This window comes from Streptomyces sp. PT12 (assembly GCF_003311645.1).
Taxonomy (GTDB): Bacteria; Actinomycetota; Actinomycetes; order Streptomycetales; family Streptomycetaceae; genus Streptomyces.
Genome location: NZ_QEST01000105.1, coordinates 70,854 through 87,084 on the forward strand (window position 1 = coordinate 70,854; position 16,231 = coordinate 87,084).

At 72.4% G+C, this 16,231-nt stretch carries 15 protein-coding genes and 4 pseudogenes; 11 read left to right on the forward strand and 8 right to left on the reverse strand.

What is annotated here, in order from left to right; all coding sequences use genetic code 11:
• Positions 1–18: 18 nt before the first annotated feature.
• Positions 19–1,089: a LacI family DNA-binding transcriptional regulator gene (locus tag DEH69_RS12795; protein ID WP_113687071.1), complete on the forward strand. Its 1,071-nt coding sequence runs from the start codon at positions 19–21 to the stop codon at positions 1,087–1,089.
• Positions 1,086–2,081: a sugar ABC transporter permease gene (locus DEH69_RS12800; RefSeq protein WP_258534628.1), complete on the forward strand. Its 996-nt coding sequence runs from the start codon at positions 1,086–1,088 to the stop codon at positions 2,079–2,081. The genes DEH69_RS12795 and DEH69_RS12800 overlap by 4 nt, the downstream gene beginning before the upstream one ends.
• Positions 2,082–2,095: 14 nt before the next feature.
• Here DEH69_RS12800 and DEH69_RS32670 read toward each other — a convergent pair.
• A pseudogene (locus DEH69_RS32670) lies at positions 2,096–2,452 on the reverse strand (zinc ribbon domain-containing protein); the annotation flags it as partial.
• A gap of 86 nt (positions 2,453–2,538) precedes the next feature.
• Here DEH69_RS32670 and DEH69_RS12810 point away from each other — a divergent pair.
• Entirely contained in the window at positions 2,539–3,414 is an 876-nt protein-coding gene (locus DEH69_RS12810) for a carbohydrate ABC transporter permease (protein WP_113687072.1), read from the forward strand.
• A 142-nt stretch (positions 3,415–3,556) separates the two neighbouring features.
• A complete protein-coding gene (locus DEH69_RS31485; RefSeq protein ID WP_181727411.1) occupies positions 3,557–3,700 on the forward strand; it encodes a hypothetical protein in 144 nt (47 codons plus the stop codon).
• A 369-nt stretch (positions 3,701–4,069) separates the two neighbouring features.
• Here DEH69_RS31485 and DEH69_RS12815 read toward each other — a convergent pair.
• A pseudogene (locus tag DEH69_RS12815) lies at positions 4,070–4,215 on the reverse strand (IS5/IS1182 family transposase); the annotation flags it as partial.
• A gap of 482 nt (positions 4,216–4,697) precedes the next feature.
• Between DEH69_RS12815 and DEH69_RS12820 the strand changes: the two are divergent.
• From DEH69_RS12820 to DEH69_RS32675, 4 genes and pseudogenes are all read left to right on the forward strand, one after another.
• Positions 4,698–5,849, forward strand: coding sequence for a LacI family DNA-binding transcriptional regulator (locus DEH69_RS12820; protein ID WP_113687073.1), 1,152 nt, complete (start codon positions 4,698–4,700; stop codon positions 5,847–5,849).
• A gap of 114 nt (positions 5,850–5,963) precedes the next feature.
• Positions 5,964–8,072, forward strand: coding sequence for a glycoside hydrolase family 3 N-terminal domain-containing protein (locus DEH69_RS12825; protein ID WP_113687074.1), 2,109 nt, complete (start codon positions 5,964–5,966; stop codon positions 8,070–8,072).
• Between the two features lie 33 nt (positions 8,073–8,105).
• Complete coding sequence (locus DEH69_RS12830; protein WP_220131251.1) at positions 8,106–8,390, forward strand: response regulator transcription factor; 285 nt, start codon at positions 8,106–8,108, stop codon at positions 8,388–8,390.
• Positions 8,391–8,461: 71 nt separating this feature from the next.
• A pseudogene (locus tag DEH69_RS32675) lies at positions 8,462–8,727 on the forward strand (IS630 family transposase); the annotation flags it as partial.
• Positions 8,728–8,805: 78 nt separating this feature from the next.
• Here DEH69_RS32675 and DEH69_RS12840 read toward each other — a convergent pair.
• On the reverse strand, positions 8,806–9,183 hold the full coding sequence (locus DEH69_RS12840; protein ID WP_113687076.1) for a nuclear transport factor 2 family protein: 378 nt from the start codon (positions 9,181–9,183) through the stop codon (positions 8,806–8,808).
• Between the two features lie 219 nt (positions 9,184–9,402).
• Between DEH69_RS12840 and DEH69_RS12845 the strand changes: the two genes are divergently transcribed.
• Entirely contained in the window at positions 9,403–10,182 is a 780-nt protein-coding gene (locus DEH69_RS12845; protein ID WP_147255549.1) for a DUF6882 domain-containing protein, read from the forward strand.
• Positions 10,183–10,464: 282 nt separating this feature from the next.
• Positions 10,465–10,875, forward strand: a complete 411-nt coding sequence (locus tag DEH69_RS12850) for a hypothetical protein (protein ID WP_147255551.1) — start codon at positions 10,465–10,467, stop codon at positions 10,873–10,875.
• A 51-nt stretch (positions 10,876–10,926) separates the two neighbouring features.
• On the opposite strand, the gene DEH69_RS12855 is transcribed toward DEH69_RS12850, so the two are convergent.
• The 5 genes and pseudogenes from DEH69_RS12855 to DEH69_RS12875 form a co-directional block, all read right to left on the reverse strand.
• Entirely contained in the window at positions 10,927–11,421 is a 495-nt protein-coding gene (locus DEH69_RS12855; RefSeq protein WP_258534629.1) for an NUDIX domain-containing protein, read from the reverse strand.
• Positions 11,422–11,423: 2 nt separating this feature from the next.
• Positions 11,424–12,216: pseudogene (locus DEH69_RS12860) on the reverse strand (phosphotransferase).
• Positions 12,217–12,347: 131 nt separating this feature from the next.
• Positions 12,348–12,815 carry a hypothetical protein gene (locus DEH69_RS12865; RefSeq protein ID WP_113687079.1) on the reverse strand — a complete coding sequence of 156 codons (468 nt, stop codon included), beginning with the start codon at positions 12,813–12,815 and terminating at the stop codon, positions 12,348–12,350.
• Between the two features lie 193 nt (positions 12,816–13,008).
• Positions 13,009–13,710, reverse strand: a complete 702-nt coding sequence (locus DEH69_RS12870) for an SRPBCC domain-containing protein (RefSeq protein WP_113687080.1) — start codon at positions 13,708–13,710, stop codon at positions 13,009–13,011.
• A gap of 26 nt (positions 13,711–13,736) precedes the next feature.
• Positions 13,737–14,450, reverse strand: a complete 714-nt coding sequence (locus DEH69_RS12875; RefSeq protein ID WP_113687081.1) for a helix-turn-helix domain-containing protein — start codon at positions 14,448–14,450, stop codon at positions 13,737–13,739.
• A gap of 163 nt (positions 14,451–14,613) precedes the next feature.
• On the opposite strand from DEH69_RS12875, the gene DEH69_RS12880 reads away from it, so the two are divergent.
• The gene (locus tag DEH69_RS12880) at positions 14,614–16,194 is read left to right on the forward strand and encodes an N-acetylmuramoyl-L-alanine amidase (RefSeq protein ID WP_258534630.1); all 1,581 of its coding nucleotides are present in this window, start codon (positions 14,614–14,616) and stop codon (positions 16,192–16,194) included.
• Positions 16,195–16,231: the final 37 nt, after the last annotated feature.

The following is a 16,231-nucleotide window of genomic DNA, read 5'->3' on the forward strand; positions in this document are numbered from 1 at the left end:
ACGAAGGACCTGTTCACCGTGTCATCTCTCCAGGCCAGGGGCCCACGCCAGTCCGATGTCGCGCGCGAGGCCGGGGTCTCCCAGTCCACCGTGTCGATGGTGCTCGGCGGCGCGGCCGAGCGGCAGCGCATCTCCCCCGAGACCAGGCGCCGCGTCCTGGAGGCGGCGCGCAAGCTGCGCTACTCCCCCATGGGCGCGGGCCGTTCGGCCGCGGCGCCCCGCGCCACCCGCGGCCTGCTGCTCGGGGTGCACACGTTCGAGCCCGTCTTTCCCACCAGCACGGGCGACTACTACTTCGAGTTCATGCGGGGCATCGAGGAGCAGGCCGTCGCCGAGGCGTGCAACCTGGTGCTGTTCACGGCCACCCAGACCGAGGACGGCATCCGCCGCATCTACGACGCCGAAGGGGTCAACGCGCTGCGCCACGCCGTCGGCAGCGTCCTGCTCGGCCACCACGCCGGGCACGGGGAGCTGGCCCGGCTCGCGCGCGACGGCTACCCGTTCGTCTTCATCGGGCGCCGCGAGGTGCCCGACGCCGACATCGCCTATGTCGGCGGCGACTACCGCGCCGCCACCGCGCGCATCGTGGACCAGCTGGTCGCCCAGGGCCACCGCAGGATCGCCTACCTCGGCGAGGAGAAGCGGGACGAGCCGCAGACCGACCGGTGGGAGGGGTTCAGGGCGGCCCTGGCCCGTTTCGGACTCGACGTTCCCGAGCCCGCGTTCACCGCGCCCGACGCCCTGACCACCCAGTGGCTCGACACCGCGCTCGCGGCCGGGACCACCGCCGTGCTCGTCGAGTCCGTCAACCTGGTGCGCGTCCTCGCCGTCATGACCGGCGTCCGCGGCGTCACCATCCCCCGCGACCTCTCCGTCGTCCTGCTCGTCGACGACCCGGGCGGCCCGGCCGAGCCGCACCCCTGGGCCTGTCTGCGGGTGCCGCGCAACGCCATGGGCCGCCGCGCCGTGCGCCTGCTGGTCCAGCTCCTCGGCGACCCATCGGGCGACCACGACCGCCAGGTGCTGCTCCCCTGCGAGCACACCCTCACCGGCACGGTCGCCCCTCCACCCCCAGGGAGCACCCCATGAGCCTCACCCTGAAGACCCCGAAGAACCGGCCGCCTGGCCCGCCCACCGCGGGCCAGAAGCCGACCGAACGCGCCGGGCGCCCCGCGGGCCGCCTGGCCCGCATGCGCCGCGACCGGCTGCTCCTCCTCCTGGCCGCGCCCGGCATGGCCGTCATCGTCCTCTTCCACTACCTGCCGCTGCTCGGCAACGTCACCGCGTTCCAGGACTACCAGCCGTTCCTCGGCATCTCGGGATCCGCGTGGAACGGCTTCGAGAACTTCGAGGTGATCGTCAACGGCGACCCGGCGTTCCTCAACGCGCTGCGCAACACGCTGCTCATCTCGTTCATCCAGATCGTCCTCGTCTTCCCCATCCCCATCGCGCTGGCCCTGCTGCTCAACTCCCTGCTCTCCGAGCGGGTCAAGCGCCTGGTCCAATCCGTGCTCTATCTCCCGCACTTCATGTCGTGGGTGATCGTGGTCGCGCTCTTCCAGAACATGCTCGGCGCGGGCGGGCTGCTCAACACCTGGCTGCGCGACCAGGGTCACGGCACGCTCGACATCATCGGCAACCCCGACCTGTTCGCCATGCTCATCACCTCCCAGGTCGTGTGGAAGGACGCGGGCTGGGCGATGATCCTCTTCCTCGCCGCGCTCTCCCGCATCGACGCCCAGCTCTACGAGGCGGCGGCCGTCGACGGCGCGGGGCGCATGCGGCAGACGTGGCATGTCACGCTCCCCGGCATCAAGGGCGTCATCGTGCTCCTGCTGATCCTGCGGCTGAGCGACGCGCTGACCGTGGGGTTCGAGCAGATCATCCTCCAGCAGCAGGCCGTTGGACTCGAGGGCTCGGAGGTGCTTGACACCTATGTCTACAACCACGGCGTGCTGGGCGGCGAATGGGGCGTGGCCGCCGCCGTCGGCCTGGTCAAGGGGCTGGTCGCCGTCGTCCTCGTGCTCGGCGCCAACAAGATCGCCCATATCTTCGGAGAGAGGGGCGTCTACCAGTCTTGACTTCCTCCCCCGCCTCAAAGGCGGGGGGTTCCAGCGGTCGCCCGCTGGGGTTCCTGCTTCACCGACGACCGCCCCGTCCGGGAGGACTCCCGTTGAGCTCTTACACCGTCTCCACAGGCAGACGCCGCCAGCCCGGCGGCCAGGATGGTGCGTGCCGCGTTCACATCGCGGTCATGCGTGGTGCCGCACTCGCACGTCCACACGCGCAGGCACCGAATCTTCGTCCACGACGCGCCGGATATCGCGCGCGCCAGGAAATGGTTCTTGACCACGGTCCGGAAGGACAGGTCATCGATCACTACCACTTGGTTCTCGTGGACGAGTCGAGTCGACAGCTTGTGGAGGAAGTCCCGGCGGCGGTCGACGACCCGGTTCTTTCTGCCCTGCTCCGCGGGAGCCTCGTTTCCTGCCCAGCCTGAAGGCCAGGGTATCCACGAAGGAAGCCTAAGGAAGCCTGATGAACGCCATCGCCACCCCCCACCCGGCAGTCCGCGGCCTCAAGGGCATCGTGCTCCTCATCGCGTGCGCGCTCGTCGTGCTGCCCTTCCTCTCTGTCGTCTCCACCAGCCTCGCCGACCCCGAACAGGTGGCCCAGGCAGGCGGGTTCGTGCTGTGGCCCGAGCACCCGACGCTGGAGGCGTACCGCGCGGTGCTCGCTGGCGACACCGTCACCCAGGCGCTGCTGGTGTCCACCGGGATCACCGTCGTGGGCACCGTGCTGTCACTCACCTGCACGGCGATGCTGGCCTACGCGCTCTCCAGGCCCGGCTCGTTCGGCGCCAAGCCCATGCTGCTCACCGTGCTGTTCACGCTGCTGTTCAGCCCCGGGATGATCCCCAGCTATCTCGTGGTCAAGCAGCTCGGCCTGCTCGACTCGTACTGGTCACTGATCCTCCCGGTGCTGATCAACGGCTTCAACGTCATCGTGATGCGCGCCTTCTTCATGGACCTGCCGGGCGAACTCATGGACTCCGCCCGCATCGACGGCGCGAGCGAGCTGACGATCCTGCTGCGGATCGTTCTCCCGCTGTCCAAGGCCGTCCTCGCGGTCATCGGCCTCTTCTACGCCGTGGCCTACTGGAACAGCTTCTTCACCGCCCTCCTCTACATGAACGACACCACCAAGTGGCCGCTCCAACTCGTGCTGCGCACCTATGTGGTCAACGGCGCCAACCTCGGCGGCGACCAGGCGGGCGCCACCGAGGTGCTGCCCCCGCAGCAGTCGCTCCAGATGGCGATCCTGGTGATCAGCATCGTGCCGATCCTGCTCGTCTACCCGTTCCTGCAACGGCACTTCGCCAAGGGCGTGCTCGTCGGCGCGGTCAAGGGCTGAGCAGGTCAAGGGCTGAGCAGGTCAAGGGCTGAGCCGCGCGGGAGGGTTGTGTGGAACGCATGGGTCACCCACGCGTTCCACACCCCCGATCGGTGCCACGGCGAGGGTGGGACACGTCGCGCGGCGGCGGCACGCTGACGGCATGACCCACACCACAACGCCCCACAGCCCCAAGGTCCTTGCCGCCCTCCACCGGCGCTGGCCCGTCATGCTCGCCGTCGGCGTCGTGATCCTGGGCTATCGCGACCTGCCCCCCCGGAGGCGGCGGTGGGGCGCGGCGCGGTGACGCCTCGGTGAGCGTGGGCTGTGGGCGACGGCCAATGGCTTGACGTCCTCCCGTTCGCCGTCCGCCGGCCGCTTCTTTCATGGTGGGTGCGGGTCAGGGCTTGCACCTACCGGAGGGGGGCGTCGGGTGACCGGCCGTCCCGGTAAACGGTCGGTCTCGTCGCTGGCCGACCGTTCGCCGAACGGACGCAGCCGCGACCGTACGTGGCGGCCGTTTTCCCAGTGGTCGCTTACGGTGGCGCACCCTTCGGGCCTGCCCTGGCCGCCGCCCTCGTCGTGACCTGCGGACCCGTTGAGCTCAGGTAGCGGGCCGGTCCTTATCCTCCACTCAAGGGATGTCCCGTGCTGTCACGAACAGCACGCGGTCTTACAGCGGCAGACTCCACGGAGGGCCCCGCCGCACCGCATCCGCGCCCTGCCGTCGCAACCGGCCACCAACCTGCCGAAGCAGCGCGGGCTCAGCCCGGAGAGTGGAGCTGTCCAGGACGGCTCGGACGCCGTGATCACAACTGCCACAGCGTGTCATCATCGCAAGGCAAGATCGCCTCGCCTTGAACAAGATGGGCGCCCGCGACTGCACGCTCCGTACCGCGATGCCAGCTCAAGCTGCGATGTCGGCTTCGGGCTGGAGTGCAGGGCCGAGCAGCAGGCCCCCGTCCAGGACGAACTCCGAGCCCGTGGCGAAAGATGCCTCCTGGGAGGTGATATCGATCAACAACTCAACAGCGAAGGATCCCGGTCGATGGCGTTCGACCGCGCCTGACCGCGCCTGACCGCACCTGACCGCACATGGCCACAGCTGGTGCGGGCGTGCTCGCCCGGCATGGCCGTGGGCCCCTGGGCGCCAGGACAGGCGCGGCGACGCTCCACGCAGAGATAAAGCGTATCGGGCAATACGCTCACAGCGCAGGACCGGCTACGCTGGGGCGTCACCCCTCGCGCATGGCACCCAGGCGGGGCGCACGGGCGGCCAGAGACAGCCAACGGCAGGGAAGTTCATGGGAAGAGCGCGCCGGACCGAGACGGGCGGTGCCCGGCGGGTCACACAGGCCGATGTCGCCGCGCACGCGGGCGTGTCCACCGGGATCGTCTCCTCGGTGATCAACGAGCGGGACTACGGCTCGATCAGGGTCAGCCAGGCCACCAGGGACCGGGTGTGGAGGGCGGTCAAGGAGCTTGGCTATGTCCCCAACATCGCCGCCCGCAACCTGGCCGGCGGCAGCAACCGCCTGATCGGCGTCTTCACCTACCAGCCGCTCTTCCCCATGGAGAGCCGGGACTTCTACCACGAGTTCCTGGTCGGCATCGAGGAGGAGGCCGAGCGCGCGGGGTACCACCTGCTGCTGTTCACCGGCTCGCAGAACGCCGGACGCCAGCGGTCGATCTACGCCGGAGGCATCAACAGCCTTCAGCTCGCGGACGGTTCGGTCCTCGTCGGCACCGACGAGTCCAGCGAGGAGATCGCCAGGCTGGCCGCCGACTCCTACCCGTTCGTCTTCGTCGGGCAGCGCGAGATCCCCGGCGTCGAGCTGTCCTACGTGGCCGCCGACTACCTCGGCGGCACCGCCGCCATCGTCCACGAGCTAGCCGCGCGCGGCCACCGCCGCATCGCCATGGTGCAGAGCGCGCACGGCCACGAGGGCATCCCCGGGCGCCGCGCGGGCTTCCGGCGCGCCCGCGCCGAGCTGGGCCTGGGCGCGGCCGACGCCCCCGTGCTCACCCTGGGCGAGCCGCCGCCAGGCGTCGACTCCGACGGCACGCTCGCCGACGCGACCGCCGCCGCGGCGTGGGCGGCCGAGCGGGGCACGACGGCCCTAGTGGTCGAGGACTCCACGCAGGCCACCCACGTCAAGGACGCCGCCGAGCGCGCGGGCCGCTCGGTCCCCGGCGACCTGACGCTCGTCGGGCTCAGCGGAGCGCCGGAGCGCCCCGGCGTCGCCGATATCGCCGAAATGAGCATCCCGCGCCGGGAGATGGGCCAGGAGGCGGTGCGCGCCCTGGTGCGGCTGCTTGCCGACCCCGGCGCGGCGCCGCTGCGCGTCACCCTCGACTGCGCGCTGCGCGAGGGCCCGACCCTGGGGCCGCCGCGCGACGCGGGCCGACGCGGGGGGCGCTCGCCGGGGCGGGATGCCGGGCGGGCGGTCACCTAGGGGTCTTGTGCCCACCAATAAAGCGCATTATCGTCGCCTTCCGTGACTTCAGGTGCGCGCACGACCCAGGACGAACGGGCCCTTGACCGACGGATCGACGACCTGCTCGGCCGGATGACGGTCGCCGAGAAGCTGGGCCAGCTCCAGCAGTTGGCGTGGACCGGTGACACGGGGCCTGGGGGCGGCCAGAACCACCTGGTGGAGTCGGCGGCCCGCGCGGGCACGCTCGGCTCCGTGCTCAACCTGTACGGCGCCGAGCACACCAACGCCCTCCAGCGCATCGCCGTCGAGGAGACGCGGCTCGGCATCCCGCTGCTGTTCGGCTTCGACGTGATCCACGGCTGCCTGACCACCTTCCCCATCCCGCTGGCGCAGGCGGCCAGCTTCGACCCCGAAGTCACCGAAAGGGATGGCGAGGTGGCGGCGCGCGAGGCGCGTTCGCTCGGCATGCACTGGACGTTCGCGCCGATGATGGATGTCTCGCGCGACCCCCGCTGGGGCCGGATCGCCGAGAGCAACGGTGAAGACCCGTATCTGACCGCCGCGTTCGCCGCCGCCAAGGTGCGCGGGCACCAGGGCAGCGACCCGGCCGAGCTGGCCCTTCCGCACCGCGTCGCGGCGTGCGCCAAGCACCTCGCCGCCTACGGCGGGGCGGAGGGCGGCCGCGACTACAACACCGTGGACGTCTCGGAGCAGCGGCTGCGCAACGTCTACCTGCCGCCCTTCAAGGCCGCCGTCGACGCCGGAGTCGCCACGGTGATGGCCGCGTTCAACACCGTCAGCGGCGTTCCCGCGCACGCCTACGCGCACCTGCTGACCGACATCCTCAAGGAGGAGTGGGGCTTCGATGGAACGGTCGTCAGCGACTGGAACGGAGTGGCCGAGCTCGTGCCGCACGGCTTCGCCGAGGATGGCGCCGACGCGGCCGGCGCCGCCCTGTCCGCCGGTGTCGACATGGAGATGGTCAGCACCCATCTGGTCGACCACGGCGAGGAGTTGCTGGCGAGCGGCGCCATCGCGCCCGAACGCCTCGACGACGCCGTCGCGCGGATCCTCCGCCTGAAGCTCCGACTCGGCCTGTTCGAGCGGCCCTACACCGACGAGCGCGCCGAACTCACCGCGCCGACGCCCGAGTCGAGGCAGGCCGCGCGCGAGGTCGCGGAGCGTTCCCTTGTACTGCTGAAGAACGAGGGGCCTGTGCTGCCGTTGAGCCCTTCGGGCGGATCCGTCGCCGTCGTCGGGCCGTTCGCCAACTCCGCTGATCTGCACGGCACGTGGGCGGGCCCCGGCGCCTCCCGCTTTCCCGCGACCACCGTGCTCGAAGGGCTGCGCGCCGCGGCGCCCGAGGCCCGGATCGCCCACGCGGCGGACGGCGAGGCCGCCCTCGCCGCGGTGCGCGACGCCGACGTGGCCGTCGTGGTGGTCGGCGAGCCCTCCGCGATCAGCGGCGAGGCGTCGTCCCGGTCCGACATCCGACTCCCTTCGGGGCAGCCGGAGTTGATCCACGCGGTGGCCGCGACGGGGAAGCCGTTCGCCGTTGTGCTGCTGAACGGGCGGCCTTTGGACGTGAGCGACTGGATCGACGCGGCGCCCGCCGTGGTCGTCGCGTGGCACCCCGGCATCGAGGGGGGCAGGGCGATCGCCGACGTGCTGTTCGGCGCGGTCAACCCCGGTGGCAAGCTCCCCGCGACCTTCCCCCGCTCGGTCGGCCAGGTGCCCCTCACCTACGCGCACGAGAACACGGGGCGCCCCGCGCCGCCCGACAGCGCGCCCGACGCGTATGTCTCCCGCTACCTCGACCTGCCGACGGGGCCGCTGTTCCCGTTCGGGCACGGCCTGAGCTATACGACGTTCGAGACGGGCGCCCCGGTGCTTGACGTGGACACCGTCTCCACCGCCGACCTCCACGCGGGCGCGGCCGCGCACGTCACCGTCCGCGTCACCAACACCGGCGCTCGCGCGGGCGACGAGGTCGTCCAGCTCTACCTGCACGACCGGGCGGCCTCCATCGTCCAACCGGTCCGCCGCCTGCGCGGCTTCCAGCGGGTCACCCTCGCCCCCGGCGAGGAGCGCGAGCTTCGCTTCACGCTGGGCGCCGAGGACTTCGGCTTCTGGGCCAACGACTCGCGCGGGGAGTTCCGCCTCGAGCCGGGGCGGGTGGATGTGTATGTGGGCTCCAGCGCGGTGGCTTCCAGCCGGGTGAGCGTGGTGTTGACGCGCTGAGGGGGCGCTGCGCGGGCGCTGGCAGCGGCGCGGGTGGGCGGCGAGGGCGGCTACGGTCTTGACGTCCTCCCGTTCGCCGTCCCCGCGCTCGCCGCCGACGCGCTGACCGCGCCCGCGTGCCCGTTGACGCCACGGGAGTTTCAGGTGCTGCGGCTCGCGGAGTACGACACGCCGGTGGCGTCGATCGCCCGCCGCACCCAGCCGTCCCACGGCACGGTGCGCAACCACCTGGCCGCGGCGGTCGGCAAGCTGGGCGTCGCGTCGCGCGCCGAGGCGTTCCGCATGGCGCATGAGCACGGCTGGCTCCAGATGTGGTGACCGCGCGGGTTCGCCGGGTTGTTCGGGCCGTTGGGGATCCGGCCCACCGCGGGCTCCCGCTGGCGGAGGAGAACAAGGTCGAGCCGTGCTTCACCCCGACCTACGCATCCTGGGCCAACCCGATCGAGGCCCACTTCGGCCCGCTGCGGCAGCTCACCCTGGCCCACTCCCCCACCACCGCAGCCACCCCACGCAAACCCAGGCACTGCACCGCTACCTGCGCTGGCGCCACGCCGACGCCCGCCACCCCGACGTACTTGCCGCCCCACGCAAGGAACGCGCGCGCATCCGCAGCGAGAAGGACATCCGCCGGGGCGGGCGCCCCCTCAACGCCGCAGCCCGACCGACCGCGAACCGCAGCTCCGGAGTGCCGAAAGAGACACGTCCACGAGAAGGACAGCGGCAGAAGGACGACTCAGGAGGCGGGCGGCTCGATCTCCCCCGCAAAGACGATGACCTGGTCGATGAGGCTCCGCCGCAGATGGACGACGTCCGTTCCCGCCAGGCGGGGGCCTCCATCAGGCGTGGTGAAGACCCACTGGTACCGGGCCCACTCGTCAGGCATGTCCACCGCCGAGCAGCGCACCATCGTACCGGTCCCCGCCGGGTGGCGCCGGATGTCCAGCACGAACTGCTCAACCGCCGCGATTCCTTCACTGCGACCCAACGGCCCCCAGAAGACCACGTCTGAGGTCAGGGCCTGGGAGAGCAGGGCAGTCACATAGCTGTCGTCCGAGGCGTTGAACGCGGAGATGAACGTGTCGATCGCGGAGCGTGCCGTCTCTTCCTCCATGCCCCAGTAATACCAGCCGTTGCGCGTGCGCTCGTCCCGCGAGCCGTCTTCCGATCACGGTGGACCATCCCGGTCACAGCACCGGCTAAGGGCTGATCCGCGGGGTTGTTGGCGAGGGTGCGGATCGCGGCCGGGCGGATCGCGGTGCGGTGCGGCGGATCGCGGTGCGGTGCGGCGGGGCGGGGAACCGTTCGGGCGTCGCCGGAGTCGTTGATGATCATGAGCACCTTCAGCGACGCACTCCTCACTCTCGCCCGGCCCCGCCTCGCCTGGGTCTCCGAGCAGCTCGACCTCTTCGACACGCTCGTCCCGCGCGGCACCACCCACATCGACCTCGACGCCCCCTCGCTGCGGCGGGGCGGGGTCACGCTCCGCGGCCATGTCCTGGGCACCTACGTGCCGGACGGCACATGGCTGTGGGCGTGGGGCAACGGCGCGTTCGCCGGAACGCGGGGCGCCGAACTCTCCGCGTCGCTGCGGGAGATCGGCGAGTGGGACGGCGTGCCCGAGCTGGCGGGGCGCACGCTCGACCTCAGCGGCTTCCCCGACCCGCGGCGCGCCGCCGACCATCTGCTGCTGATCTGCATGGGGCTGCTCGACGCCAGGGGCGCGGCGGTGTGCGCGCTCAACGAACGGGCCCTGGCGTTCCTCGTCACCAACGACCCGGCCGTGCCGCGCGCCGAGCCGCGCCCCTGGCGGCTGGTCGACGCGCTGCGGACGGGTCCGGCGACGCTGCTCGGCGGCGACGCGTCGGTGGCGGTCAAGGGGTGGTTCGCCCGGCACGGGGTGACGCCTTCGGCGACGGGGGACGGGTTCGCGGGGCGGCTGCCCGAGGGCGACACGGTGACGGTGACGCTGAGCGGGGGCGCGGTGCGGGAGGTGACCGTGACGGGCGCGGACGGCGGCCCCGCGGCCCTGGCGACCGCTCCTCAACAGGAGTTGATAGATCCGCGGAGGAACGAGATCCACGCCGATCGTTTCTTTCCGCCCCGCTGCTGATGGCGACCGCGCGGTCCATCGCGTACTCGCTGCGGGAGACGGTGGCGATGGTCGACTACGCGGGCGAGCACCTGGGGTTCCAGGGGCGGCCTCCGGTGTGGGACGCGGCGGCGGGCGAGCTGCGCTTCCCCGGTGGGGCGCTGGCGGCGCGCGCCCTGGGGAGCTACGACCTGGGCGAGGGCTGGTTCGCGTGGGCGCCCGGCACGGAGGACATCAGGGCCGCGTACCGCGCGGCCGCGGGTCTGCCCGAGGACGCCAACGTTCCCGAACTGGCGTGGCCGCTTGGAATTGACCCCCTATCTGACGCCCGAGTCGCTGGCCGTCGGACTGACGCGGGCCGCGGCGACGTGCGCGGGCCTGGTGTTCACGTCGCTCGGCGGGCAGTTTCTCGCGGTCACGGACGAGCGCGTGACCGGGCGAGACCTGGGCCCGTCGACGTTCCCCGACGCGGCCGCGGCCGAGGTGAAGGCGGGGGCGAGCTGGCTCCACGGCCAGACGCCCGCGGATGAACGTCCCCGGGTCATGCGGGCGGTCGCCGAGGCGTACTTCACTCGCCTCGGGCGCCCCGTGCACGGCCATGGCCTGCCCGACTTCCTCAGCGGCGAGTTCGGCCTCTCCGAGGTGAAGGCCCACTTCGCCCCCGACGGCACGCTCAGCGACGCGACGACCGGCATGATGTGGACGCCGCACTGAGGCACGTGTCATCGGGCACGTGTCATCGGGCACGCGTCACTCACGCACGTGTCACTGGGGCATGTGTCTTCGGGCCGGTCGCGGGGCGGCGAGGCGGGCCAGGTGGAGGTCGAGCGGCTGGGCAGGGGCAGGGGGCGGCTCGCGCGGGTCCCACCAGTGGACGGCGGCGATCTCGCCGTTGGGCTCGAACGGCCGGGGGCGGGCGACCAGGCCGCCGTAGAGGGCGCCGTGCTCCGATCGGCCGTCCGGCGCGAGCAGGAAGCGGGCCCATCCGATGAACAGGAGCCGTTCATCGGCGCGCTGCCCCGTCTCCTCACCCAGCTCCCGCACCGCCGCCTCGCGTGGCGACTCCCCCGACTCCCGGCTGCCGCCCGGCAGTTCCCATGCGTCCCTGAAGCGGTCGCGCACCAGCAGCACGCGGGGGCCATGCCACAGGGCGATCAGCGCGAGCGGAGTCGGGGCGCCCTCGGGGGGCGCGTCCTCGCGCCCGCGTTCGAAGGAGACCAGCACATTGCCGCGCCCGTCGTCGGCCAGCGGCGGGCTCACCTTCACAAGGAGGCCAGCACGCGGTCGATCGCCGCGCGGCCCGCGGGGCCCCAGGTGGGCTTGCCGCCCGGGAGGCCGCGTTCCCCGGCCCTGCCGATGGCGAGAAGGCCGAGGGCGGCCCGCACCGCCCACCCCCGGGCGCGCCGGATCGCCGCGTCGTCCGCGTCCCCGTAGGCGTCGAAGAAGCGCGTGTGCGTCCCTGACGGCAGGAGCAGCCACGCGGCGGCCAGGTCGGTCGCCGGGTCACCGGCGCACAGGTCGCCGAAGTCGATGACGCCGACGAGCGTTCCGTCCGCGACGACGACGTTCGCGGGGTGGAGATCGCCGTGCAGCCACACGGGCGGCCCCTTCGCCTCTGGCGCCGCGACGGCGTCGTCCCACACGTCGCGCACCCCGTCGGGGAGGCCGTGGTCAACGGCGGCGCGCAGCCCTTCGTCGACCCCGTCGGCGACCCGCACGAGCGGCACGCCGCGATCGGGGTTGCCCGGCGCGTCGGCGGGCGCTTCGCGGTGCAACGCCCGCAGAAAGGCCGCCAGACGATCGGCCGCGTCACGCCCTTGGGCGATCGGCACGCGGTCGGCGGGCTCGCCGGGCACCCAGGCCGGGAAGCCAACGGTGCTCCTTGCGCAGCAGCTCGGGGGCGCGCGGGGTGCGCGGCAGGCGCACGGCGAGCGCGTCGCCCAGGCGCCACAGCTCGTGGTCCCAGCCCCGCGTCGGCGGCCGCAGGTCGAGCGCGGCGAGATCCGGGTGCTGCTCGCGCAGCAGGGCCCGCACCAGGGCCTCGTCGACGTCCATGCGGGCTCACGTTAGTCGTTCCACGCGTTGGTCGTTCGACGCCGGGCGAACGTGGCTCGCGCTCCCCTCCGTTGACCGCCGCCCGGTCCTGCTCCGAGGGCGGGGCGGCGGGTCGGCGGGCGGGCCCGGGGTCAGGGCCGTGGACGGGTCTGGGTGCCGCGGATCTCGGCGAGGCCGATCTGCCCGGTGACGAACTCGGCCCACTGCCCGAGGCGGAGCGCGGCCGCGGGGTGCCCACCGGGGTGCCCACCGGCGCGCCCCGTGAGCTCCGCGAAGCTGACCGTGCGCCCGCCGACCTGGCGCGTCGCCCCGAAGTCGATCTCGAACCGCACGGTGCCGAGGCGCTCCTCGGGCGGCGTGTCGCTCGGAGGCAGGATCTCGTCCAGCGCCCAGCGGTAGCCGCGTTCGCGGTAGGCGCGGGTGACCGGCTCCCAGGTCAGCTCGAGCAGGGAGCCGATCTCGGGGATCGCGACCAGCGCGCCGCGCATACCGTTGTCGTGGCGGGCGTTGAGAACATGCACGTCAACGGTGGTGGCCTCGGGGTCTTGGGCGTCGTCCGTGTGCGCCGTCTCGGCGGCGCGGCGTTTGCCCGGGCTCAACGCCAGGATGGTTGGCCTTCTGACACGGCGCACACCGTGCGGGGAACGGAATGTGCCCCGTTTCGGAAGAGGACCCGACCCCCGTGAGCGGGGCGGGGCACAGGAGCCAGCGCGCCTGCCGCACGACGCGCGCCGCCTCGGCAGGCGGCAGAGGCCGCCTGACCCTCCATAGCCGCCCCCGCCCATACTCCGCTCAGCCCCAGACCGCCTCGGCCCACTCCCGCCAAGCGCCCTCGACGGGCGCCGCGTTGGCCGCGAAATCGTGGACGCTGACGCCGACGACGTGCCCGAAGTGGTTCCGCCCGAACAGGCGGTAGAGCGCGGAGTCCGTGCGCAGGCCGATGAAGTGCCGGTCGCGGTAGTCCAGCACCGCGTCCGTCTCGCCCACACCGGGCAGGGTGACCCGGACCGCGCCGCCCACGGGCGCGTCGCCGGGGAGGGAGAGGGCGCGGGCCGCCGTCTCCAGGGCGTCGGGGGCGCCAGCGGCGGCGGGCCCCTCGACGCTGGTGAACACGGCCTGCCGCCCGGCGAAGTGCTCCAGGTACTGCCGCAGCGTGTGCAGGTAGAAGGTGGTGTGCTTCTGGGCGCCGTCGTACTGGTTCTCCCAGTCGGCCACGAAGATCCCGCTGTGCACATATCGCACGAAGGAGCCGCCCTCGCGCGCGTCGATCACGTGGTCGAGCTGGTTGAGCGTCTGGCCGAACGACGGGTCCGCGATCTCCTCGCGCACCGTCAGCCGGTGCGGCGGGTCCCATGTGGTGATCGACTCGTCCTCCCCCGGCTTGTACTCCGACGGCCACAGCCAGCCGCCCGTGCCGGTCGTGATCGCGTCCCAGACCTCCTCGGGCTTCGCGGCCACCTCGAACTCGCGGGCGATCTCAAACTCTCCGGACATGGTCAGTTCCTTATCGGTAGAAAAAGTCAGGCTCCGTCAGGTGTGGTCGACGGCCGATCAAGCACGGGCGCACCCGCGCCCGGCGTGGGCACGCCCCCACCCGCCCCAGGCACACCCCCGCCGGACGCGGGCGCGTCCACGCCCGGGGACGCGCCCTCCGGCTTCACCGCCGGATGCAGCGCCAGGACGATCCGGTGGGCGCGCCCGCCCTCACCGTGCTCGTCGTGGTATCGGGCGATCAACGCGCCGACGCCGCGCGTCAACTCCTCGACGAACGCCGCCCGGTCCGCCGCCGAGGCGAAGCGGATCTCGCCGTCGAGCGCATAGGTGGCCAGCCGCTTGCGGGCCCGCGCCGCGCCGGTGATCAGCGACCCGACGTCGCGCACCAGCCGGGCGGCGACGGCGAGCATCCAGCGCGCGGAGAGGTGGTCGCGGAAGCGGTCGGGGTCGGGCTGCACCTGCGCGAGCGCGAGCGGCGAGATCACATACGAGGCGGCCGAGGCGCGCATCAGCCGCTCGGTGACGTTCCCCTTGCGCCGCTCGCCCGCCAGCTCGACCAGGCCGTGCCGCTCCAGGGTCTTCAGGTGGTAGTTCACCTTCTGGCGCGGCAGGCCCACCCGCCCCGCGAGCATCGTCGCCGACGCCGGGCCCGCCGCGAGCTCGGCCAGCAGCCTGGCCCGCACGGGGTCGAGCGTCGCGGCGGCCGCCGACGCGTCCTCGATCACGGTCACGTCCCACATGCCCCCACCCTCCCACCGACAACTTTTCATGTCAAGGAGATTCTACTTGTCGGTTACATCGCCCCTTGGGTCGTTGACATGGCCATGCTCTGGACCTGAGGGTGGATCAGGCGCGCGCCCGACCCCACGGGGCGCCGCGTACCGCATCTGCGAACGGAGAAGCGTGTTCAGACGAACTGCCCCCACCGGGCGCCTGGCCGCGACGGCCCTGGCGGGCGTGGCCCTCGCGGCCCTGCTCGCCTCGGCCCAGCCCGCGACGGCCACAGGCACCACAGCGTCGCCCCGCGTCCCGACGAGCGTCAACGCCGCGTTCGACGAGGCCGCGGCCGCCTATGACGTCCCCCGCGACCTGCTGGTCGCCGTCGGCTACGGCGAGACCAGGCTCAACAGCCACGACGGGCTCCCCAGTCAGGCCCGCGGCTACGGCGTGATGCACCTGGTCGACAACCCCACCCACCGCACGCTCGACCTGGCGGCCGACGAGACCGGCCTCCCCGTCGACGAGCTACGCGAGAACACCCCGGCCAACATCCTTGGCGCCGCGGCGGTTCTACGCGCGTATGCCGACGACCTCGGCACGGACATCGAAGGCCAGGACGACGACGTCGACGCCTGGTACGACGTGGTCGTCGAGTACGGCGGCGCCTCGTCGGACGCGGCCGCGCGCCTGTACGCCGACGCCGTCTACGACCTGCTGGAGAACGGCGTCGAGGCGGCCGTCGACGGCGGCGAGACCGTGGTGGTCCCGCCGCGCCCGGTCTTCCCCGACCGCGGCTCCCTCGGCGCCGCCGACGTGGGCGCGTCGAGCGAGGACTACCCGCCCGCCCTGTGGGTCCCCGCGCACGCCGAGAACTACGCGGCGGGCCGCTCAGCGGCCATCGACACCGTCGTCATCCATGTCACCCAGGGCTCCTACGCGGGCTCGATCAGCTGGTTCCAGAACCCCGCCTCGCAGGTCAGCGCCCACTACGTCATCCGCTCCTCGGACGGCGAGGTCACGCAGACCGTGCGCGACGGCGACACGGCCTGGCACGCGCGCTCGGCCAACTCCCACAGCATCGGCATCGAGCACGAGGGCTGGGTGGACGAGCCGGAGTGGTTCACGGACTCGATGTACCGCTCGTCCGCCGCGCTGACCGCCCACCTCGCGGCCGAGTACGGCATCCCGCTCGACCGGCAGCACATCGTCGGCCACGCCGAGGTGCCGGGGAACGACCACACCGACCCGGGCCCGAACTGGGACTGGAACTACTACATGGAGCTGGTCGGCGGCGAGCCGGGCGAGCCGGGCGAGCCGGGGACGCCCGAGCTCGACTTCCCTTCCTACTCGACCCTCAGGTCAGGATCGTCAGGGGCCCAGGTGACCGCGCTCCAGTACCTGCTCAACCAGAACGGGCAGGACGCGGGCACGGTGGACGGCCAGTTCGGGCCCGCCACCGAGGCGGCGGTCCGCGGGTTCCAGACCGCCAAGGGCCTGAGCTCCGACGGCATCGTGGGTCGGCAGACGTGGACCGCGCTGCTCTCTGCGGGCGCGCAAACGTCGTTGGGCCAGGGCAGCACGGGTGAGGCGGTCTCCAGGCTCCAGCGGGCGCTGACCGCCGCGCTGGGCAGGACCGTCTCGGTCGACGGGCAGTTCGGCCCGCTCACCCGGCAGGCCGTGACCGACTACCAGTCCTCACGGGGGCTCGATGCGGACGGTCTCGTCGGTCCCCAGACCTGGACAGCCCTCCAGGCTGGCAGGTAGACCGACATGAGGGGCGCGCGTGACGTGTGTCGCGCGC

Excerpts from the sequence above, each read along its gene's own strand:
- DEH69_RS12870 (WP_113687080.1), bottom strand. The coding sequence starts at position 13,710 with ATGTCCGGAGAGTTTGAGATCGCCCGCGAGTTCGAGGTGGCCGCGAAG.
- DEH69_RS12840 (WP_113687076.1), bottom strand. The coding sequence starts at position 9,183 with ATGGAGGAAGAGACGGCACGCTCCGCGATCGACACGTTCATCTCCGCG.
- DEH69_RS12810 (WP_113687072.1), top strand. The coding sequence starts at position 2,539 with ATGAACGCCATCGCCACCCCCCACCCGGCAGTCCGCGGCCTCAAGGGC.
- DEH69_RS12825 (WP_113687074.1), top strand. The coding sequence starts at position 5,964 with ATGACGGTCGCCGAGAAGCTGGGCCAGCTCCAGCAGTTGGCGTGGACC.
- DEH69_RS12820 (WP_113687073.1), top strand. The coding sequence starts at position 4,698 with ATGGGAAGAGCGCGCCGGACCGAGACGGGCGGTGCCCGGCGGGTCACA.
- DEH69_RS12800 (WP_258534628.1), top strand. The coding sequence starts at position 1,086 with ATGAGCCTCACCCTGAAGACCCCGAAGAACCGGCCGCCTGGCCCGCCC.
- DEH69_RS12845 (WP_147255549.1), top strand. The coding sequence starts at position 9,403 with ATGAGCACCTTCAGCGACGCACTCCTCACTCTCGCCCGGCCCCGCCTC.
- DEH69_RS12875 (WP_113687081.1), bottom strand. The coding sequence starts at position 14,450 with ATGTGGGACGTGACCGTGATCGAGGACGCGTCGGCGGCCGCCGCGACG.
- DEH69_RS31485 (WP_181727411.1), top strand. The coding sequence starts at position 3,557 with ATGACCCACACCACAACGCCCCACAGCCCCAAGGTCCTTGCCGCCCTC.